The organism is Vibrio pomeroyi (genome assembly GCF_024347595.1).
Taxonomy (GTDB): Bacteria; Pseudomonadota; Gammaproteobacteria; order Enterobacterales; family Vibrionaceae; genus Vibrio; species Vibrio pomeroyi.
Window position 1 is genome coordinate 1,130,827 of the sequence record NZ_AP025506.1, and the last position, 19,448, is coordinate 1,150,274.

General features: G+C 44.3%; 20 protein-coding genes. 7 read left to right on the forward strand and 13 right to left on the reverse strand.

Annotated elements, in window-relative coordinates:
* The first annotated feature begins 4 nt into the window (after positions 1-4).
* Positions 5-877, forward strand: coding sequence for a heme o synthase (gene cyoE / locus OCV12_RS05075; protein WP_261885510.1), 873 nt, complete (start codon positions 5-7; stop codon positions 875-877).
* A gap of 74 nt (positions 878-951) precedes the next feature.
* Here the strand turns inward: cyoE and OCV12_RS05080 are convergent, their stop codons facing one another.
* The 6 genes from OCV12_RS05080 to OCV12_RS05105 all read right to left on the reverse strand — a co-directional run bounded on the left by OCV12_RS05080 (position 952) and on the right by OCV12_RS05105 (position 9,013).
* The gene (locus OCV12_RS05080; protein ID WP_261885511.1) at positions 952-1,443 is read right to left on the reverse strand and encodes a hypothetical protein; all 492 of its coding nucleotides are present in this window, start codon (positions 1,441-1,443) and stop codon (positions 952-954) included.
* Between the two features lie 194 nt (positions 1,444-1,637).
* The gene (locus OCV12_RS05085; protein ID WP_261885512.1) at positions 1,638-3,614 is read right to left on the reverse strand and encodes an alkyl sulfatase dimerization domain-containing protein; all 1,977 of its coding nucleotides are present in this window, start codon (positions 3,612-3,614) and stop codon (positions 1,638-1,640) included.
* A gap of 329 nt (positions 3,615-3,943) precedes the next feature.
* The gene (locus tag OCV12_RS05090; protein WP_261885513.1) at positions 3,944-4,933 is read right to left on the reverse strand and encodes an efflux RND transporter periplasmic adaptor subunit; all 990 of its coding nucleotides are present in this window, start codon (positions 4,931-4,933) and stop codon (positions 3,944-3,946) included.
* Positions 4,933-5,544, reverse strand: a complete 612-nt coding sequence (locus OCV12_RS05095) for a magnesium transporter (protein WP_261885514.1) — start codon at positions 5,542-5,544, stop codon at positions 4,933-4,935. Before OCV12_RS05095 ends, OCV12_RS05090 begins: the two co-directional genes overlap by 1 nt.
* A gap of 632 nt (positions 5,545-6,176) precedes the next feature.
* Complete coding sequence (locus OCV12_RS05100; RefSeq protein ID WP_261885515.1) at positions 6,177-7,088, reverse strand: hypothetical protein; 912 nt, start codon at positions 7,086-7,088, stop codon at positions 6,177-6,179.
* 674 nt (positions 7,089-7,762) lie between these two features.
* Complete coding sequence (locus tag OCV12_RS05105) at positions 7,763-9,013, reverse strand: OmpP1/FadL family transporter (RefSeq protein ID WP_261885516.1); 1,251 nt, start codon at positions 9,011-9,013, stop codon at positions 7,763-7,765.
* Positions 9,014-9,154: 141 nt separating this feature from the next.
* Between OCV12_RS05105 and OCV12_RS05110 the strand changes: the two genes are divergently transcribed.
* From OCV12_RS05110 to OCV12_RS05125, 4 genes are all read left to right on the forward strand, one after another.
* Positions 9,155-10,090: a LysR family transcriptional regulator gene (locus tag OCV12_RS05110; RefSeq protein ID WP_017066788.1), complete on the forward strand. Its 936-nt coding sequence runs from the start codon at positions 9,155-9,157 to the stop codon at positions 10,088-10,090.
* Between the two features lie 217 nt (positions 10,091-10,307).
* Complete coding sequence (gene gloA / locus OCV12_RS05115) at positions 10,308-10,685, forward strand: lactoylglutathione lyase (RefSeq protein ID WP_008221701.1); 378 nt, start codon at positions 10,308-10,310, stop codon at positions 10,683-10,685.
* A gap of 14 nt (positions 10,686-10,699) precedes the next feature.
* Positions 10,700-11,797: an alkene reductase gene (locus OCV12_RS05120; RefSeq protein WP_261885517.1), complete on the forward strand. Its 1,098-nt coding sequence runs from the start codon at positions 10,700-10,702 to the stop codon at positions 11,795-11,797.
* Between the two features lie 110 nt (positions 11,798-11,907).
* A complete protein-coding gene (locus OCV12_RS05125) occupies positions 11,908-12,774 on the forward strand; it encodes a DMT family transporter (RefSeq protein ID WP_261885518.1) in 867 nt (288 codons plus the stop codon).
* Positions 12,775-12,837: 63 nt separating this feature from the next.
* Here the strand turns inward: OCV12_RS05125 and OCV12_RS05130 are convergent, their stop codons facing one another.
* Together OCV12_RS05130 and OCV12_RS05135 are read right to left on the reverse strand one after the other, a co-directional pair.
* Positions 12,838-13,266: a MarR family winged helix-turn-helix transcriptional regulator gene (locus OCV12_RS05130; protein ID WP_017633082.1), complete on the reverse strand. Its 429-nt coding sequence runs from the start codon at positions 13,264-13,266 to the stop codon at positions 12,838-12,840.
* Positions 13,267-13,283: 17 nt separating this feature from the next.
* A complete protein-coding gene (locus OCV12_RS05135; protein ID WP_261885519.1) occupies positions 13,284-13,925 on the reverse strand; it encodes a cytochrome b/b6 domain-containing protein in 642 nt (213 codons plus the stop codon).
* Positions 13,926-14,076: 151 nt separating this feature from the next.
* Here OCV12_RS05135 and OCV12_RS05140 point away from each other — a divergent pair, with 151 nt between their 5' ends.
* Complete coding sequence (locus tag OCV12_RS05140) at positions 14,077-14,499, forward strand: c-type cytochrome (protein WP_261885520.1); 423 nt, start codon at positions 14,077-14,079, stop codon at positions 14,497-14,499.
* Positions 14,500-14,614: 115 nt separating this feature from the next.
* Here OCV12_RS05140 and OCV12_RS05145 read toward each other — a convergent pair whose 3' ends face one another.
* The 3 genes from OCV12_RS05145 to OCV12_RS05155 form a co-directional block, all read right to left on the reverse strand.
* Positions 14,615-15,757, reverse strand: a complete 1,143-nt coding sequence (locus tag OCV12_RS05145) for a BamA/TamA family outer membrane protein (protein WP_261885521.1) — start codon at positions 15,755-15,757, stop codon at positions 14,615-14,617.
* Between the two features lie 237 nt (positions 15,758-15,994).
* Complete coding sequence (locus tag OCV12_RS05150) at positions 15,995-16,489, reverse strand: peptidylprolyl isomerase (RefSeq protein ID WP_261885522.1); 495 nt, start codon at positions 16,487-16,489, stop codon at positions 15,995-15,997.
* A 123-nt stretch (positions 16,490-16,612) separates the two neighbouring features.
* The gene (locus tag OCV12_RS05155; RefSeq protein ID WP_261885523.1) at positions 16,613-17,221 is read right to left on the reverse strand and encodes a TetR/AcrR family transcriptional regulator; all 609 of its coding nucleotides are present in this window, start codon (positions 17,219-17,221) and stop codon (positions 16,613-16,615) included.
* 238 nt (positions 17,222-17,459) lie between these two features.
* Between OCV12_RS05155 and OCV12_RS05160 the strand changes: the two genes are divergently transcribed.
* Positions 17,460-18,416: a glycosyl transferase family protein gene (locus tag OCV12_RS05160; protein WP_261885524.1), complete on the forward strand. Its 957-nt coding sequence runs from the start codon at positions 17,460-17,462 to the stop codon at positions 18,414-18,416.
* A 134-nt stretch (positions 18,417-18,550) separates the two neighbouring features.
* Here OCV12_RS05160 and OCV12_RS05165 read toward each other — a convergent pair whose 3' ends face one another.
* Together OCV12_RS05165 and OCV12_RS05170 are read right to left on the reverse strand one after the other, a co-directional pair.
* Complete coding sequence (locus OCV12_RS05165) at positions 18,551-18,847, reverse strand: hypothetical protein (protein WP_261885525.1); 297 nt, start codon at positions 18,845-18,847, stop codon at positions 18,551-18,553.
* A gap of 194 nt (positions 18,848-19,041) precedes the next feature.
* Positions 19,042-19,275, reverse strand: coding sequence for a hypothetical protein (locus tag OCV12_RS05170; RefSeq protein WP_017632180.1), 234 nt, complete (start codon positions 19,273-19,275; stop codon positions 19,042-19,044).
* Positions 19,276-19,448 lie beyond the last annotated feature (173 nt).

Consider the following 19,448-nt stretch of genomic DNA (forward strand, 5'->3'; position numbering starts at 1 on the left):
GGGTATGCTGAAAAGTTATTTGTCTATCACCAAACCGGGCATCATTTTCGGCAACCTGATTTCTGTTGCGGCGGGGTTCTTCCTCGCCGCAAAAACAGAACCAGCCAGTGCGATGTTGTTACTGACGACATTAGCGGGTGTAGGGCTTGTGATTGCATCAGGTTGTGTGGTGAACAACATCTTTGACCGAGATATCGACCAGAAAATGAAACGAACCCAGAACCGTGAATTGGTTCAGGGCAACATCAACACAGACGTGGCATTTATCTATGCATTGGTCATGTTGTTGGCAGGCACGGCGTTGCTGTTTCAATTCGTTAATCCGATGTCTGCGGTGGTGGTGTTGCTTGGCTATGTGTTTTACGTCTTTTTCTACACCATGTGGTACAAGCGTAATTCGGTTTACGGCACCTTAGTGGGAAGCATCTCTGGCGCGGTTCCTCCATTGGTTGGCTACCTTGGCGTGACTAACTACCTGAGCTTAGAAGCCGTTCTATTGTTCATCATGTTCTGTTTATGGCAGATGCCACACTCGTATGCGATTGCGATGTTCCGCATTCAAGACTACCGCGATGCAGGTATACCTGTGTTACCGGTCAAAGAGGGTGTCGACAAAGCACATCAGCACATGAAAGCGTATGTTGTCGCGTTTGGCGCGGTTGCTCTGGGACTATTTTTGCTCGGAGAAGCGGGTTACGAATACCTAGCGGTGTCGGCGGCTGTTTGTTTTATGTGGACCAAAGTGACATTCCGCAAGGTCGATTGCCTCAACTACATTCAGTGGTCAAAGACTGTCTTCAAGGTCTCTCTTCTGGTGGTGATGAGCATCAGCGGCGTACTTGGACTGGAACTGATTCCGTTGCCTACGCTTTTTTGATTTAGTTTTGTCGTTGAACCTTCAATGTTTTGAAATCCGAGCGTTCGACGACCTTTTATCTGTTCCGCTTTAAGCTATTGCTCTTCAAAAATATCACCAAGCCAATCTTCAAGCTGTTCTCGTTTATCTTGTGGGCCGTTGATGATCACTAAGCCGTTTAGTATCGCGTGATCCCAAGAGATGGTGCCAGTTGCTAGCGCATCGAACACATCGAGTTCCGTAATCAGTAATAGATCTTCCTCGGTAGGCAAAGTATCTCTGCCTGACACATCGACACCCTTCTCAAACTTCACTTGGCTGTAATGACCTTTAATTGCTTCGAATAAATTGAACTCAATTTTGCTTGGGTGGGGTTTCGCAAGCGCAGCTTTGATGGCAAAGAGTCGAAAGTGATCTGGCTTATTGAGGTTGTTGAATTCATTGTCTTGTCTGGCTGTGATGACGTTGCCAAACACCTCGAGTGAACCGGGCTCTGTCACCAAACTAAATCCGGTATCTTGGTGAAGACCACAGGCAAACGTGAGTGAAGAGGAGAGTGAAAGAATCAAAGCAAATCGTTTTAACATAATGGTTATCGAGACCTGTAAAAGGATTAAGAATCTGACGGCAGAAGCCGAACCTAACGATAAAAAAGGGACCACAAAGGGTCCCTGTATTTGTTTGTCGTCCATGTGAAGCGGTCAGCGAATCGACTGATAGATATTTAGCGAGATTGTTTGCTAAGTAGCTATCGTCGAAGAGCGACCGTTCGAGCTCGCTATTAGCGAACGATGAGCATGATCTCTTCTGGAGTCATTGGCTTATCGAAGTAGCTCATGAATTGACCGAAGCCTTTGATGTCGCCGTTCGAGAACTTGAATGCACCAGACTGTAGGTTGGTACCAATCACTTGTTGAGCGTTTGGACCTGCAATCAAGATTTGGTTCAATACTGCACGAGTGGTGTCGATTTGAACGTCTGCGCCTTTTACTGCTTCTTCGTGTAACTGAGCAATACCGTTACGGATTTCGATAGTGAATGCTTCGTTCGTATCAGAGAAGTTGTACGTTAGCATCATGTTCACGTCTAACGAATTTTCTGCGATAAGCGTTGAAGTCATCATGTCGAAGATCTGCTTGCTTGGTAGCGCAGTAAGAACGTCAACAGAAGCGAAGCTGATCATGTTAGAGAAGTCACGTTTGTTCTCTAGTTCAGCCGCCGCGTTAAGCGCCCAGTTACGCCAGTTGATGTTCACTTGGTCTGCAGCCCATGCTTTGTAAGCTTGTGCTTTCATCTCGCGAGCTTCCATATCTTGCTTGTTTACCGTGATTGGGTAAGAAAGAATTTCTGCTGCAAATGTGTAGTTCTCAGCCTTAATTGCCGCTTGTGCAGTAGTAAGGATGTTGTCGCGACCGCCCATGATCTCTACGAAGGCTTTAGCGCGTTGCTCGTAAGCCATTGGCTCTAGCTGCCATGGATCCGCTTCGAAGAAACCGTTGTAACCTACGTAAATCTGACGCACGGCGTGTGCAACAGTACCGTAGTGTTCACCTAACCAAGGGTGTTCTGCAAGGTGCTTAGGAAGTTTAACTACTTCAACTAGCTCGTCTGGCGTCATACCTTTGTTCATGTAACGGATAGTTTGATCATGAGTGTATTGAATCGCATCACGGTAAGCCGTTAGTACGTCAGCTACTGCTTCTTTACCTTCAACAGGACGACCGTGAGAGTTAATCATGATCTCAGTGTCGAACTTACGCATTACGTCGATGCCCTTGAACCACATTGATGGGTCACGGAATTTAGTACCACGAATGGTGTGAAGGTTAGGGAAGTTCTCACCTTGAAGTACTTCAGCTGCGTGCAGGATTTTTTGATCTGGGAAGTAAACCACTAACTCATCTTTAGTTTCAGATGGCACGTTCTCGATGTGCATTTTTACGCCAGCAATTTCGATTTCGATGTGGCTTTGGCTTGGTACTAGCAGGTTTGGTTCAATGAACGAGATAGCACCTTGCATAAAGCGTGGACCAAGGCCGTCGTTTACTGTGCCGTGCTCGCCTTCTTCTACGTGCTTAGCGCCTGTGTAAGAAGTACGGTGACCAAATAGAGTACCTAGGTTTGAAGACCAGTTAGCAACCGCTGCGGTTAAACCTTCTTCTGCGATGATTTTAACTTCACCAGACGCCACTTCTTCATCAGTAACCCATGCTCGCACACCAGAGATGTGGTCGATGTGGTTGTGAGAATAGATGATGGCTTTAACCGGCTTGTCTGTGATTTGACGGAACTGCTCTTTAACAGACTGAGCCATTTCTACCGACTCGCCTGGATCAACAATGATGATGCCGTCCGTACCTTCGATCATTACTGGTGTATCTAGGCCAAAACCGTAACCTAGGTAAACATTGTCATCCACTTTGATGATTGCTTGGTCCATTTTACGACCATGCTTGGTTAGGATCGGATGAACGTGATCAGATTCTTCTGTGTAAGCCAGAGAGTCGCCCGTTTTCGAAACAACTTGGATGCGCTCGCCTTTGCCCCAGAACATGTTTGATTTGTGTTCGAATAGAACTTCGCTCTTGTAGCGAGCATCAAGGTCAATGTTTTGGTATTGCGCTGCGTTTGCCGTCTGAAGTTCTTGGCCTACTTTGGATGTCGCTTCTACAGTTGGAGTTGCAGATGCAAAACCAGAAGCAAGTAGAGCGCTGGCGATAGCAACAGGAAGCGCCATTTTTTTGAATGTATTAGTCATGGTCGTGACCTTATATTTGGATACAGGAATTGGATTTCTTGAGCCAAATGATAGAGGTGGGGGAGGTTGCTATCTACGCGCTAATAAGATTTCAACTCATCGTTTTTTCGATGATTTGCTCACCAAATAATTGTACTGACGATTTATATTGATCTGAATCAATTAGTAAATGAGCTTGCAACAGATATAAAAATGCCCCGAAATTCGGGGCATTTGTTTGGAAATTAGTAGCAGGCTAATGAGTGGCTGTTATACGAGTGAATAACAGTCACATCATTGAATGCTTAATCGTTTGCCAAGAGCTAATCGTATACCAAGAGCTTAAGCGCTTACCAAGCACCTAAGTATGACTTGTAAGATTGTAGGCGAACCGTTGCTGCGCCGATTACATCAATAAAGCCCCAGAACGGATGTGGCTTCTCAGCAGAAATCCAAGCTGCGCCAGCTGAACCAATTGGGATATTGAAACCTTCTGGTTCGATGATCTCAAGTACGATGGTACGGCCTAAACCGTTACCGTTTCTTACCACGTGTTGACCGACGCTTTGTGGCCCCTGAAGTGGAGAAATACTCGACTCACCCGTACCTGCATTAAAGCTGTGTACTTTTGCTCGGAACACATGCCCTGGGTAGGCATCAACGAAGAACTCTGCGAAGTCTCCTACTTGAACATAGCCGTAAGTTTGGTCTGAAATGCGCATCTCAAGGAATTTTTTGCTGGTGTTGTAGAGGTGCATGTTACCCATGACAGAACCTTCAGCAATATTCACGATCGATACCTGACCATCAAATTCAGCTCTAATGGTTTTCTTCTCTTGCGCCCAATTTACTTTTTGAAGATCGGCTTTTAACGACACAAGTTCAGCGTGCAGCACTCGAAGATCGGATTCGTACTTTTCTACGTCACGCATATTGAAGATTTCAGGTGACGTTTCAGCGCGCTCTAAGTCGCGAGTCATTTGCTTGATCTCTTCTTCTTTCTGAACAATTGAAGATTCGATCTTTGCTTTGTCTGCGGCAGAATCGATGTCGACGAGCGTGTAGATTATGTCGCCTTCTTTAACCATTTGGTTGTGCTCAACAAGTACTTGGTCGATCTGCTGGCCAAAAATTGGTGACATCACCGCGTGTGGTGCTTTGACTGTGGTTGAGTTGGTTAAATCAACGGGTGCCCACAAGCGAGAGATAACCGCTAGTACCGCAAGAATCGTTACACCGCCAATGGCAGCCCATGTATAGTTCTTGAAGTTCTTCTTAAGTGCGCCTGTCGCAAATAGTGACCATACAATTAGGATGTATGGGATCATCATCTCTTTCATTATGCGACCTCTTTTTCTGTAGCGGATGGTGTTGTTGGAGTCTTTTCTTCTGAAGCCTGTTCTTTTGAAGATTGCTCTACTGAAGACGGCTCTGTTACCGGTTGTTCAGGTGATACGTGGACTGCGGCTGTCTCTGTATTGGTCGCATCTTGTTTAGGCTGAACACCACGGCGAATAACATCACTCAGTGATTGACCAATATGTTTCCAGTTCGCCAATGCGATAACCAAGGCGATAACCCAGAATGTTTTGCTGATGAACAGTCCACAAAGTGACAGTGCAAACACGATTTGTACGTGGGCGCTTTTGTGCTCTTTTGCTTTATGCACACCCAGTTCATGCAACTGCCACATGCCGTAAACACCGGCTAATACCACAGCAATTGTCACCGAGAACAAGTAACCTGAGAAGTACTCCATCTGGAAGAAGTTCATCATCATTTCATTGGGATGGTTGTTGAATTGAGACATGTCGATGTCTTTAGAATGGATAGTGCCTAACGGTGCAAGAGCCCATGCGCCAGCAAACATTACCGCCATAAACAGGCAGAATTTAATCAAGACCATCACAACGGCCCAGATCTTCTGGAAAACGATTTTTATAAAGTTCATATCTCAACCTACATCAATAAGAAGAGAGAATTTGCAGCCTAGAAGTCACCTTAAATGACATCTTAAAAAGTAGATGTCTATTATGTGGGTAGATTGGTGCTCATAATAAACAAAAGTAACAGATGATATTTAAAGTGATATTGCTCAGTCTAGACAACCGATTCTCGGTATCAAGAAGCGAATATGCTCCTCTACAAATCAATCTTTATTATTTGTCAGCAGACGTAAATTAGATGGCTATGAGGCGTTCGAATTAATATTCGTGCTTCTTTCAGCTACTGTCTTTATTACGTGTATTACCTCGGCAATCGAGGGGCTCTTCCATGACAATTGACATACCAAAGTAAAACATTTGTCAGCATTCTGTTTTGGCTAATAATTGATTTGTTAGCAGGATAATAGGAAGAGTTTTGACCAGTATCTACCTAGAATTACGATTTGATAATATCGTAATTACGATTAGTAGTTATAACTCTAAATCGGTAGGTCGATTTATTTGAAAAGGCTCATATACAGATAAAAAACATTGTTCATTAACTTGGTTTGGATCATAGAAGTCGATGAAAAGTGCTAAAAAGACTGGCATAAAATATTAAATAAATTAGACCAACCTGTAGGGGGATTTTAATCGATTATTTGAACGGGTTTAATGTAACAGGAGCAATAAAGAATTTCAGGTTCCAATCTGGTGCATATGGCACATACTCAGCTGGATTGGTTGTATTAACATTTGCATCTGGTTTCATTACGTAATATTGAAGTTCTACACCCCAACGAACTGGCATTGGCCCAACCTTAAACATATCGATATAGCCTAATCCGACAGGTACAGTAAATTGGTCGGAACCATCTTTTGTCCAATCAATTTGAATATTAGGTGTCATACCAATTAACGCGGTGTTGCTGACACGATAGTTTAAGAAATACTGGATGTCCGCTTGATTGGTTGAATCAGTAACGCTGTCACTGCCGCCCACGTCCCACCATTGCTGAGCTAAGAAACCAACGTTCCAGCTTTCAATACTGGTTGGGTTACCTGTTTCTTTACCAAGGCGAGCGACCATTGCTGCAGGGCCGACTTGCCACTTGTCTTGCGTTAAACCATCAGTACCTGTTGGCATGATCATCGTTGGACCAACACCCCAAATCCACCCATCATCACGGTTAGGGGCTGCCATTGATAGAAAGACAGTGTCTCCCATACCGTTTGTACGTCCTTCAAAGAAATCACCGTTTTCACGATCGCCTGGTGAACTGTAGTGGTTGGCAACCAAACGGTTCACCAAGTTCCATTCTCCATCCATGATAGGTACAGGCATTACTGGTTGAAAGCTGAAGCGGTTTTGCATCTCATGGTGACCATCTTCTTTTTCTAGAAAGGTATAATCATTTTGAGTAATTAGCATCCATACATCTGACACAGGGTTGGCTGATTTTTTTGCTGCTTCTTGTACTGATAATTGTTCTTGCGCACTTGCTGTTGTTGAAAGTAATGCTGCTGCAGTAATGGCAACAGAAAGGAAGCTCTTTTTAATTTTAAGCATATCTATACTCTTAGTCATAACTTGTTGGGGGTTCACTTCACCTTCACAGTCATGAAGTGTTTATTCGTTGGCGAGAAATATAGAAGATGTGAATAATATGAATCTACGTAATAATTCGTTTTGTAATCATCGCAAATACGATAGCTGATGCTTTTTATTCATTAGTAGCGAGTTTTATAAAAATAAGGGGCTATTTTTTGAACTGATATATTTGTTGGGCTTTAGATAAATAGCGTGTAGATAAAGCGCTCCTCCAATTTCCGACATTAGGCTGAATAAGGGCTGAAGCTTATAACGCTCGATAATTAAGAGGTTTAGTTGAAAGAACCGTGTTTTGTGAAATGCACAATTTTCAGCCTGCGTTGTGAAAAAGACAAAGAGCTTTGCTGAGTAGCTGAAAGCGACTGTGAAACAGTGTCATGAAAAATGAGACAATAAGCCCTTGTTTGTGCGTTGTATTAGGTTGATAATCAATACAAATAAAAACGGTGACAAATGACTTATCGATGGAGAGCAAAAAGAGAAGTAAATGAAATGCTTAGTCCAAATAAAAAAGCTTAGCGAGCAGGGCACTAAGCTTTATATTTAGATAAAAGTTTCAGGTATTTAGTATAGAGTTAACCAAATGACTAAGTTTAATTCTTATCTGAGTGAGTGTTGATCAGGACTGAACGTTACTTGAAGCGATAGTTCGCTTGTAGGCCAAAGTAGTGTGCATAACTCTTGTATTGACCGTTAAGGTTACCTAGCGAAGGTGCAAGGCCGAGTGTGTAATCAATGTTTGGCGTACCTAGGTCGATGTAGTCGTAGTAACCACGTACTTGCCAGTAATCATTTACTCGATAAGTCGCACCGACTCCATAGCGCCATATGTCGCTTATCGGGAGGTCCATGTATACCTTTGTCGGATCATCTTGCGGTGAGGTTTCGTAACTCACTCCGGTTTCTAATCGCCATTGTTCATTAAGTTGGTAGTGTGTACCGATCGCGAAATTCCATACATCATCAAAATCGCGTTGAACGATTTCAATTGGTGCATTGTTCAGGTCGAGCGTTAGGTCTGTCCAAGTTGATAAGTCATACCAAGTCACACTCCAAAGCATGTCCCATTGCGGATTAACGGCATGAACACCACTTGCTTGAACGTGTTGTGGCATGATGAAATCTAGTCCAACATCCATGTTGACGATATTGCCTCTGAATCCTGGCTGCGTTGTTTTGACATCACCTTCACCGTAGTGAGCGATCTCAGAGCGATAAATCAAACCGATACGATGTGCTTCGTTGAATTTGTAAAAGGCACTGAGTGTATAACCTACGTTAAAATCGTCGGCATTGGCCTCAAGCTTGCCCTCTCCAATCGTTGAGATAACTCCAGGAAATACATCGAGCTCACCATTTGCCGAGAAGTATTCCAGATTGATGGCAGCACCAACAGCAAACTTGTCAGTTACTTTATACGATATAGCTGGTGCAATTTGTACGGTAATAAACTCCACGTTTTCTAATAGATTACCACCGTGGAAATTGTCACCATAATCAACGCCGGAACCACCCTGTGATGCAACTGAAAGGCCTGTGTGGAATTGATCGTTGATTGGTGTGACAAAGTAGAAACTGCCTGCTGGGGTTGTTGTCCCGCCATCTGCGTTCTCCCCATTTGAAAATGCGGGGCCTGTTGATCCTTGATCAGCGTAATCAAATGTCGTGTCTAAAATGGAAGCATTTACAGTAACGTTGGTTTCTTTGAGTTGAGACATGCCGGCCGGGTTAGTCCAAGCTGTTAAAGCACTCTCTGCTAGAGCTGCGGTACCAGCTCCTGCAGTACTTGCGTTCAATGAACCTAATTCAGGAAGCAATGGGCCAGCCGCCATTGCATGGGTTGAAAGCGTTGACACTACAATGGCAAGTGCGTGTTTTTTCATGGAATAGAACCTATTTTGGGAGCTGTTTTTAAGGCGCTGATAGTAGTCTCACAAATTGGGTCGAAAAATAGCGAATTAACATTTCATTCTATCGTTTTTACGATAGCATGGTGCTCATGGTCGCCTAACGAGTAATGATATATGAGCAACGACATCCCAAACTTCAATCTACTTGCCGTGTTTTCTGCGGTAATGGAGCAGGGCAGTTTAAGTAAAGCTGCGGATCAACTCAGTACCAACCAGTCGACCATCAGTACCGCATTAGCCCGCTTAAAAAAAGAGATTGGCCAAGAGCTTTTTGTTCGTAAAGGAAGAGGGGTTGCGCCTACGTCTTATGCCCAAAGCTTGTATGAACAAATTAAAGCGCCGATCAATGAACTCAATGGCGTGTTTCAGTCGATGACCAACTTTGATGAGCAATCTTCTGAACGTAAGTTTGTGATTTCTGCGCCTGAGCACTTACAGTGGGTGCTGCTCAATAGTTTTGCGGCGCTTCCTAATCAAAACTTGTCATTAGAAGTCTTTGATCAACCAGACAGTGATGAGCGTATTTACGAAGACCTTTTGACTCAAGAATTCGATGCGATGATCGATATTGTGGTGCCTGAACACCCAAGTATCGTCAGTGAAACACTTTATGAGGGCGAGTTTGTGATCGTGTGTCGAGCTGATCACCCGCGAATCCAAGGTGAAATCAGCGAAGCTCAGTTCCTAAGTGAAAAGCATGCCGTATTAGACAGAACACGACGCAAAGTTCGCAGTTTGAATCACTACACTTCTTTGGATCTGTCCCAACGTAAAATCGTATTTCATGGGCGTTCGCTGTTCAGTAATATCTTGCTGTGTAGCCAATCCGATTACATCACTGTCGTGCCTTTATCTATGGCCGTGCAGTTCCAAGAAAAGTTAAGTTTACAGCTGTTCAAGCCACCCTTTGAGTATCAGCCGATGTCTCACTACCTGATTTGGTTGAAGAAGCAGAACAGCGACCCCGCTCATAAATGGTTCAGAGAACAAGTCATCAGTACGTCAGATGCAATGTCGAAGGCGCTTAAAGATAGGCGTTTGCGGTTTTAATTTAGGGTCTAACTCGAAGGGAAGCATTGGCTTCCCTTTTTTGTGTCATTGAGTTCGTGCTAGTCATAAAGTTCATAACAAAAAATTATCACATTGAGAATTTTTGATAATTTCCTTAATTCCTCGCTGAATCGTATTATTTCACCCAGAGATTAGTGGATAACCTCCACTCAAAATAATAACGGCGCCATGCTTGTGGTGCTAATAAGGGTGAAATATGAAATTCCTACACACAATGATTCGAGTTGCTGATCTAGATAAGTCTATTGAGTTCTACACCAAGGTATTGGGTATGAAAGAACTTGAGCGTCATGACAATAATGATTACCGCTACACGTTGGTTTTTGTTGGCTACGAGCAAGGTGGCACAACCATCGAACTGACTTACAACTGGGATACCAACGAATACGAAATGGGCAACGCATTTGGCCATTTAGCATTGGGTGTGGAAGATATTTACGCGGCATGTGACAAGATTAAATCGCTAGGTGGTAATGTGACTCGTGAAGCGGGCCCTGTAAAAGGTGGTTCAACACACATCGCTTTTATCACTGACCCAGACGGCTACCAAATCGAACTGATTCAACTAGGTTAATCGAGGAAATAACAATGACAAACGCACTATTTCAACCAATTCAACTTGGTAATATCGAACTAAAAAACCGTATTGTTATGCCTCCGATGACTCGCTCTCGTGCAACGCAACCTGGTAACTCAGCAAACGAAATGATGGCGGCTTACTACGCTCAACGCGCTTCTGCGGGTTTGATTGTCGCAGAAGGCACACAGATTTCTCCATTGGGTCAGGGTTACGCTTGGACACCGGGTATCTACTCTGACGAGCAAATTGCTGGTTGGAAAAAAGTAACCGATGCCGTACATGAAAAAGGCGGCGTTATTTTTGCTCAGCTTTGGCATGTAGGTCGTGTAACTCACCCAGATAACATCGGTGGTGAACAGCCAATTTCGTCTTCAGCTATCAAAGCGGAAAACGTGAAAGTCTTCATCGATAACGGCACTGATGAACCGGGTTTTGTTGACGTGGTTGAACCTCGTGAAATGACCAAAGAAGACATCAAAGAAGTGGTTGAGCAATACCGCCAAGCAGCGCTTAACGCAATCGAAGCAGGGTTTGATGGCATTGAGCTTCACGCGGCAAATGGCTATTTGATTAACCAATTCATTGATTCTGAAGCAAACAACCGTACCGATGAATACGGTGGTTCAATTGAAAACCGCCTACGTTTCTTAGGTGAGGTGGTTGAAGCTATGGTTGAAGCGATTGGTGCTGACCGTGTTGGTGTTCGTCTTGCTCCGTTTACTTCGCTAAATGGCACGGTTGACGCGACGCCAGTTGAAACTTACACAGCAGCGGCCGCGTACCTAAACCTATACAAGATCGTTTACCTGCACATCGCAGAAGTAGACTGGGACGATGCGCCTGAAACGCCAAAAGCATTCAAAGCTGCGGTTCGTGAAGCATTCAAAGGTGTACTGATTTACGCAGGTAAATACGACAGTCAACGTGGCGAGCAAGCGGTCGCAGAAGGCGTGACAGATATGGTTGGCTTTGGTCGTCCATTCGTAGCAAACCCAGACTTACCAGCTCGTATTCAAAATGGTTTTCCTCTAGCTCCGCACGATCCAAACACGCTGTTTGGCGGTGCTGAAAAAGGCTTAACGGATTACCCAGAATACGCAGGCTAAAAACTGCTGCCTGAAACAGAGTATTAAGATAGTATCTTGATCCTGTTAAGAGTTTATAAAAAGCAACCTTGCAGAGTCGGGTTGCTTTTTTGTTATTGGAACGAATAAAAATGATGAACGTAAAAGCGATGCGTGGCGAGCTTTACCTCTTGTGTGCCACTTTATTGGCTGGGGTAGGATGGATTGCATCTAAGCTGGTGGTCATGGAAATGCCGGGCCCGGTGTTCATTGGTGTGCGTTTTGTTGTCGCGAGTCTGATTCTACTGCCATTCTGTATTCATCATATTCGCAAGCTGTCATTTAAGCAGGTCCTGTCATTGTGCGGTGTCGGTTTACTCTTGTCTGCTTCACTTCAGGTTTGGGTGTTTGCCGTTTCGGTCACGGAGAGTTTATCGGAAGGGGCTTTCATCATGAGCTTGGCGATGATCATTGCGCCGTTTGTCTCTTGGGTTCTGTTTCGAGTGAAGCCAAATCGTGCATTCTGGATGTCATTTCCTATCGCAATCCTTGGTATGTTGCTGCTTACTCTCACCAACGGTTGGCACGTTGAGCAAAGCCAGATCTACTTCTTGTTAGCGTCAATGTTGCTCTCGATTCATTTTGTGATGAACAAACGTGTGATCACCAACATCAAGCCAATTGCCTCGATTTGTATTCAGCTTTTCGTAGTCGGAGTCAGTGGTTTGGCGTTTGCCTCGATGACGACACAGCCGGAATTTGAAATCACCAAAACGTTAGTGTTCTGGTTCATTGTGTCGGCGGTTGTTGCGACGTCTATTCGCTACCTATTACAAACGGTGGGCCAGCACTCAGTGAACATGGAAGTGGCGGCACTTATCATGATTCTAGAACCAGTATGGACACTGCTACTCAGTGTGAGCATGCTAGGTGAAACGGTCGAGGTGCAAAAATTGATCGGTGGAGCGGTGATCATTGCTTCGCTGTTTTGCTACATCAAATGGTCGCGGAAAAAATAAACCCTCGTTTAGGGCGAGGGTCTCATTCAGTTTCTAAGTGGTTTCTTTAGTGTTAGCTTCGAACTAAACAGCGGCGACCATTTTTTTAAGTAAACCGATCATCTGTTGCTGCTCTTTTGCATCAAGCGCGGCCATTAGCTCTTCATTCAACTTCACAGGGATGGGTATTAACACTTCTTCAAGTGCTTTACCTTTCTCTGTTAGGTAGATTCTAAAAGAGCGGCGGCTGTGTGGATCAGCTCTGCGTTCTACCAGTTCAAGCTTTTCCAACTTATCTAAGGTTCGTGTTGTCGTTGAGTTTTCTACTTTCGACTTAGCGGCAATATCACGCTGGGTAACGCCTTCTTCTTCCCATAAACACATCAGGGTTGGCCACAATGCGATGCTTAAGCCGTGTTTCTTTAGCTCAAGATCGAAATCTTTGGTCGCTTTGTTGGCGATCACATTGATCATCCATCCAAAACTATTCTGTCTATCAAACTCTTCTGGCATTGATTAGCCCCTAATTCTTATGACATAACAACTATTGCAATCGTAACTAATACCGACGCAATTAGCACCAACAACGCTTTCCTATTTGATGAAAAAGCCAATTGAGTGCCATTTCCGAAATGAGCGGTAGATAACGATTGATTTTGTTTGCCTGTGATCATAGCGAGCACTAAAGGCTTTGAGCGCAGTTTGTAGACCAAGATAGCCAATAAATGCAGTGCTACAAAAGCGATTAACATACGTGCGGCAATAGCATGAGCGGTGACGAGTAGGTCAAACACAGCGTCTGTGATGATGACTTCTGAATACGGCAATGTGTCGAAGAACCCCGCTATCGCTAGGCCAGTGATGCACTGGACGAATAAGGTTGTAATCATCCCCACAACCATCCAAGCACCTAGAGGATTATGCCCCGGCTTAGGTTGAACTCGGCCTCGTAAGTACTGCCAAGCAGATCGAGGTGAGCTCATAAACTGCGAAAAACGGCTGGTATCACTACCAATCATTCCCCAGACCAAGCGCCATAGAATCAAACTAAACAGTGCGAGTCCTAGATAAATGTGCGGGCCATTGCCACTAAAGCCTGATCCAGCAAGGCCAATAAACAGAGCGGCCTGCAGCCAGTGATAGAGTCGAGTTGGTAGATCCCAAATTTTCATTGTTCAATTTCCTGCTTGTCATTTTTAAGGTGAGATTAATTTACACAACAATAGTTGCGTTCGCAACTGTTGTTGTGTGAATTAAATGCATCTCATCGATTCCCGATTGAAAGCTCAACAAATCAACTGACCAATGAATAGGAATAACACTATGAAAAAACTGACAATCGCTTTACTTATCGCCGTGCCAGTAATGGCTATAGCTGCAACGGAAGTTGTGAATAATCGCCAACAGGCTTTCAGTTCCATTGAAAAACTCAATAAACAAGTGTCTTCAGAATTAGGAAACCGAAATACAGATTGGAAAAAGGTTGAGGAGTTAAGTGAGAGTTTGGTTGAACATGGAATTGTACTGAACAGCAGTTTTGCTGAGAGTGACACTGGCGGTAAGGCAAAAGAAACGGTGTGGAGTAAGCCAGAGAAATTCAATCAGCTGATGCTACAGATGAATCAAGGTTTTACGGAGTTACAACAGGCGAGTATTGAGCAGGACCTTAGCAAGGCTAAACGTGGTTTAGATGCGGCCAACAACACGTGCCGAGCGTGTCATCGTACTTATCGTTCGCGTTGGTAAGTCATTTTGAGAGGCTTAAAAACAACAAAGCCTGTGCGAATCGAATCGCGACAGGCTTGGTACGGTATGCAAATAAGTAAGCAAGTGCGCTAGAGCTTAGGTTAGATAGGTTGGGTTAAATGTTCTCACCCAAACTAAAATACGCCAGCACTTCATCTTCGTTGTTGTAGGTGAAGTCCATACGTACATTGATACGTTCTTGGCGCATTAATCGATAGCGCAATCCGAGGCCAACCATGGTCAGAAGGTCGCCATCATCAAAGCTATGATAAGGGTCTTTCGGGTTGAGCCTTTCGCCAAACACTTTACCGACACCCGTTAAACCGACTACGGCGACGTTGTTTAGAAAATTAATTGATGAGCCAGAAATCGAGTAGCGGTATTCCATCTCAAGGTTGGTCATGTGTGAAGCGATGTGATCACCCGCGACGAAACCACGTTGAACGTTTCGTCCTTGTCGACCATAGGTACTGTAGGCACTGCTAGGGGCATTCTCGGCATCAAGTAGGTAACGCGTGACCCATCGGCTTGCGATGATGTGATTGTCGTTGTGCGTCAAGCTGTAGAAAAAACGGTAGTCAGAAAACAGCGAAGAGTAAGTCGCATCTTCATCATTACCTAACCAAGCGCCATGATCTTCATAAGTCAGCTCAAACAAGAAGCCATGGTACGGATAGTAGTAATGCTCCCTTTCATCCCATAAGAATGAAAGCTTGGCACCCGTGTCCGCTTCATATTCTTCACTGAACCCTGTGAGTTTAAGCAAAAGTTTGTCGCGTGGTGTATCTGCTAGATAGCGAGCCGTTGAGTAGTCTAAACCCATACCAAGGTAGATGTTGTCGTAAACCTTAAAGTAGAAGTCGCCATCGAAGCTGTACTCTTGGTGGTTAGTATCGACCAAATCGACCAAGGTAATGTTGGTGCTCGAAAAGCCCATCTCACCAGTAAAGCGCAGGGAATCACCGTTCAATAAAAGGTCGGCATTGACTTTGATGTAGTAGCTGTCGTTTTGGGTATAAGTAAGGGTTGCCGATAAGGTTGATGCGTTCTTGGTTTCACCATCTGCGTAAAAGTTGTAGATAGGAACAACCGAAATCCCAGTATCGACACTTGGATCGTAGAAGGGGATAGCAATGACACGAAATTGGTCATCGAGTTCAGGTTCTTGTGATTCTCGGGTATCAACTTCAAAGGCAGATACAGAGAAACTGGCAACAGAGCAAGAGAAGGCTGCTGTCAGAAAAGAGTGTCGAGTCATGGTTGGTGTTACGTCCAATGTATAGTGAATCGCATTCAACTTTCATAGTCGGCGAGCGGCGATAATAACACGTCACGAATACTGATTAATAGCAGAGGAACGGTAGGTATTGGAAATATACCGTACAAAAATAAGAGCAATTGATAACATGGACAGTAAAAATGGTGAGAAGGGCTCCCACCATTTGAGGGTTGTTTCTTGGTTGCTACTTATAGCTCGTAGCTTATTGAATCTGATTTAGTCGTTGATAGTAACTTTTGAGATCACAATGTCTTCGCATGGCACATCTTCATGTCCCCAGCGAGTGGTCGTTGGAGCTACAGCAATCTTGTTTACCACATCCATACCTGCCGACACTTTACCAAACACAGCGTAACCCCAACCTGCGTTGGTCGTTGATGTGTGGTCTAGGAAATCGTTGTCATTAAGGTTGATAAAGAACTGCGCCGTTGCCGAATGTGGTGCATCGGTACGAGCCATAGCTACAGAACCAATCACGTTCTTGAGGCCACGGTTCGCTTCGTTCACGATAGGGGCACGCGTTGGCTTTTCTGTCATGTCGATAGTGTGGCCGCCACCTTGAATCATAAAACCTTCGATCACACGGTGAAACGTGGTGCCTTCATAAAAGCCATCTTGGCAGTATTTCAGGAAGTTTTTCGAGGTTACTGGTGCTTTCTCAAGGTTGAGTTCAATCTCGATATCGCCAAAGTTGGTGGTGAAAGTAATCATAGGGCTACCTAAAGTTTGAATTTGTTGAATCGTGAGTCACGAAATTGGGTTGCAGTATAGGGAAAATAACCACGGATACCAGTGATGGTTTCATTGTGGTTGAATTCCCATTAACCGCCAGTATTACGCTTGATACTGTTTAAGGAACATCTCGACACTAGAGTTAATGATCACTTGCTTGTGCTGTGCGTCCGGTGACGGTGCATGGCCGATGATCTGCGGCCAAAAGGCAAACGACTTAAGCAAGGCGATGAATTGAGTTGAGGCAAACAGTGGGTCGAGCTCGACTAAACGACCGTCAGCTAAAGCGGCTTTGATCCAAATCGTCAGGCCACTCTCGGCTTGGGAATATTTCTCCATCGCTTGATGAGCAAGTTCGGCATTATGGAAATACTCGGAGAACAGCACGCGAGATAAGTCGATGAAGCCTTCGGACTCTAAAAGCTCAAGCTCTTGATTGGCAATAGACGTCAACTGTTCGGCCAATGGTTGTTCAGCTTGGTATGGGAAATGGGTCGCGGCGAGTGTTTTGCTCCAAATGCTGTCTAATATCTCATCCAGTAATAACTCTTTACTGGCGAAGTGGTTATACACCGTGCGCTTCGATACTTCGGCTCGGCTAGAGATTTTATCCATGCTGGTGGCCTTATAACCACGCTCGGTAAACTCTGCGATAGCGGCAGCAACGATAGATTCACGTTTCTTCTGGCTCAGTGTTTTTTTGACAGTCATTTGGGTACTACTCAATCTGGCGGTTAGTATTGCATACGCCAATTTTACACCACTAAGTTTACTTTTAGAACCGCAGTCCGTTTCCTTTTCTCCTCCGAATTCAGTTGCCTTTAGATTGAGGAAGTGGAGTGGGATAGCGATGAGAAGTACTTGAATCGCTATGCAACGCGCTATTGGTGTCATAGAATCGAAGAGGTATTAAATTTTATTGATGTCTACGGAAGAGAATTAATAGTCAATGAGTAGTATTTTAGAGTGTATTCGTACTGTTGGACGAGGGGAAAGAGGGCGCAAGCCTTTATCGTTCGAACAAGCCTATCGCATCATGGATGAGTATTTAAGCGGTGAGGTCGGCGACGACCAAATGGCAATGCTACTTATGTTGATTCGTGTGCAGAATGAAACCAATGAAGAAATTGCAGGCTTTGTAAAAGCATTTCAATCTCGCGTTCCGGATTTAGGGGCCGATATTGATTGGCCTTGCTACGCGGGTAAGCGTAATGATACTGCGAGTGGTAAGCCTTGGAATTTGCTAGCAGCGAAGATACTGGCTGACGATGGTTACAAGGTATTGATGCATGGCTACATGGACAAGCCAAGTGGACGCACACACGTAGAGACTCACCTCGATCTTGTCGGTGTTCGTAGTGCTGCTGATCCGCAACAGGCCAAGCAAATTCTGGAAGAGGATGGTATTGCTTACTTACCGCTCGCCAACTTTGCGCCAGAAGCTCAAACGATGATTGGTTGGAAACACCGTTACGGTTTGCGTACGCCAATCAACACTGTGGTTCGTGCATTAAACCCTGGTGGCGGTCGTTTGGGTTTGCGCGGCAGTTTCCATCCAGGCTTCCCACAACTTCATGCCGAAGTTGAGAGTGTGATTGGTAATAAATCCCACTCGGTAATTTCATTTAAAGGCATGAATGGTGAGTCGGAATACAACCCTAAGGTTAGCCAAACGGTGTGGATGAGTTCTCCTGACAAGGTTGAATCTTTCTATTGGGAAGAGATGATGAACTCTGATATTTCATTGCCGAGTGAGTGTGTTCTGGGTACGCCGGAAGATGAGATGGAATTGATGGCAAACACTGTTGTCGACAGCATGACGGCGATTCTTTTCGCTGAAACGCACGATAAAACTGAAGCCTACACAAAAGCTATCCGTCTTTGGGATGCGTATTGTGCTCGCTAGCACTTGCTCATAAGTGTAAAGCGGTTTGAAAAATCATTAAGAGAAGGTCAGCGAGTGCTGGCCTTTTTTGTGTCTGATGAGTCGTGAGTACTTTTTTGACATAGGTATTACCGACAATGAACCGATACTAAAGGTTATTTAACTCGCATCAGTTGGTGCATCTTATCTTCAAACTGAATCTCAATCACTTGTGAGATTTTCATCTTATCAACACGATCAAGCATCTTGGCTTGGTAGTCACGTTTTTTCATCCACTCTAACGGTTCTTTAAAACCATCTTCGTTTATCACAAATGATTGATCAGTGATGGAATCTTCAAAAATATGTACAACCCAAATACGCGATTGGAAATCCAATAACTCGTTGAAGTAGGCCTTTAACTTAGAGCGATACTTAGAGACATAAGTTTGATTTGAGGTTGGAGAGGGCATAGTGAACCGTGTTGAGACAATGAAAAGCGGCAAAGGCACCGTTGTCTTTATTATAACGCTTCACAGATAAGATTGTCAGATCGAATTAGGCAGTCGTGGTTATCGCACCATTGTTATCGCTATTACGGCTAATGCTTTAACGCTACTTGAGCGACTGCCTATGATCATTCCACCAAATTTGTGCTTTTGACGGACTACTTTACGAAGAGACCGAAGTCGATCTCTTGTTCTCTCTGATATTTGATGAGCTTCACTTTCAGGTTGTGTTGCGCCGCTAAATCAATCGCCAAGCTCGACATGCGTTTTATCTCGTGAACACAGCTTGAGATAAGTGGTTGCTCTTGGTTATCGACAGTGGCGATGAGTGTGTTTTCTGTACCGTCGTTACCTGAATAAACGTACGCGTACATGTTGTTGTCGTGTTGCATAAACTACCTAAATCGGGACTTTCTAATTATTAGTGTGGTGAAGATTACAGGGTTTATCTATTCAGGCTAGTTCGGCTAAGTAAGGCTAAGCAAGAGAAAGTAAGGCTTTGTAAGGGCTCTTTTTTTTCTTTTTTCTGTGCCACAAAAACTCTCCCGAGCCTTTTGCTGTCTCG

Bases quoted from the DNA above. Each gene is read 5' to 3' on its own strand.
- OCV12_RS05100 (WP_261885515.1), bottom strand. From the start codon at position 7,088: ATGCTTAAAATTAAAAAGAGCTTCCTTTCTGTTGCCATTACTGCAGCA.
- OCV12_RS05080 (WP_261885511.1), bottom strand. From the start codon at position 1,443: ATGTTAAAACGATTTGCTTTGATTCTTTCACTCTCCTCTTCACTCACG.
- OCV12_RS05165 (WP_261885525.1), bottom strand. From the start codon at position 18,847: ATGCCCTCTCCAACCTCAAATCAAACTTATGTCTCTAAGTATCGCTCT.
- OCV12_RS05145 (WP_261885521.1), bottom strand. From the start codon at position 15,757: ATGACTCGACACTCTTTTCTGACAGCAGCCTTCTCTTGCTCTGTTGCC.
- gloA (WP_008221701.1), top strand. From the start codon at position 10,308: ATGAAATTCCTACACACAATGATTCGAGTTGCTGATCTAGATAAGTCT.
- OCV12_RS05090 (WP_261885513.1), bottom strand. From the start codon at position 4,933: ATGAAAGAGATGATGATCCCATACATCCTAATTGTATGGTCACTATTT.
- OCV12_RS05150 (WP_261885522.1), bottom strand. From the start codon at position 16,489: ATGATTACTTTCACCACCAACTTTGGCGATATCGAGATTGAACTCAAC.
- OCV12_RS05155 (WP_261885523.1), bottom strand. From the start codon at position 17,221: ATGACTGTCAAAAAAACACTGAGCCAGAAGAAACGTGAATCTATCGTT.
- OCV12_RS05095 (WP_261885514.1), bottom strand. From the start codon at position 5,544: ATGAACTTTATAAAAATCGTTTTCCAGAAGATCTGGGCCGTTGTGATG.
- OCV12_RS05110 (WP_017066788.1), top strand. From the start codon at position 9,155: ATGAGCAACGACATCCCAAACTTCAATCTACTTGCCGTGTTTTCTGCG.
- OCV12_RS05140 (WP_261885520.1), top strand. From the start codon at position 14,077: ATGAAAAAACTGACAATCGCTTTACTTATCGCCGTGCCAGTAATGGCT.
- OCV12_RS05085 (WP_261885512.1), bottom strand. From the start codon at position 3,614: ATGACTAATACATTCAAAAAAATGGCGCTTCCTGTTGCTATCGCCAGC.
- OCV12_RS05130 (WP_017633082.1), bottom strand. From the start codon at position 13,266: ATGCCAGAAGAGTTTGATAGACAGAATAGTTTTGGATGGATGATCAAT.
- OCV12_RS05125 (WP_261885518.1), top strand. From the start codon at position 11,908: ATGATGAACGTAAAAGCGATGCGTGGCGAGCTTTACCTCTTGTGTGCC.
- OCV12_RS05120 (WP_261885517.1), top strand. From the start codon at position 10,700: ATGACAAACGCACTATTTCAACCAATTCAACTTGGTAATATCGAACTA.
- OCV12_RS05160 (WP_261885524.1), top strand. From the start codon at position 17,460: ATGAGTAGTATTTTAGAGTGTATTCGTACTGTTGGACGAGGGGAAAGA.
- OCV12_RS05170 (WP_017632180.1), bottom strand. From the start codon at position 19,275: ATGCAACACGACAACAACATGTACGCGTACGTTTATTCAGGTAACGAC.
- OCV12_RS05105 (WP_261885516.1), bottom strand. From the start codon at position 9,013: ATGAAAAAACACGCACTTGCCATTGTAGTGTCAACGCTTTCAACCCAT.
- cyoE (WP_261885510.1), top strand. From the start codon at position 5: ATGCTGAAAAGTTATTTGTCTATCACCAAACCGGGCATCATTTTCGGC.
- OCV12_RS05135 (WP_261885519.1), bottom strand. From the start codon at position 13,925: ATGAAAATTTGGGATCTACCAACTCGACTCTATCACTGGCTGCAGGCC.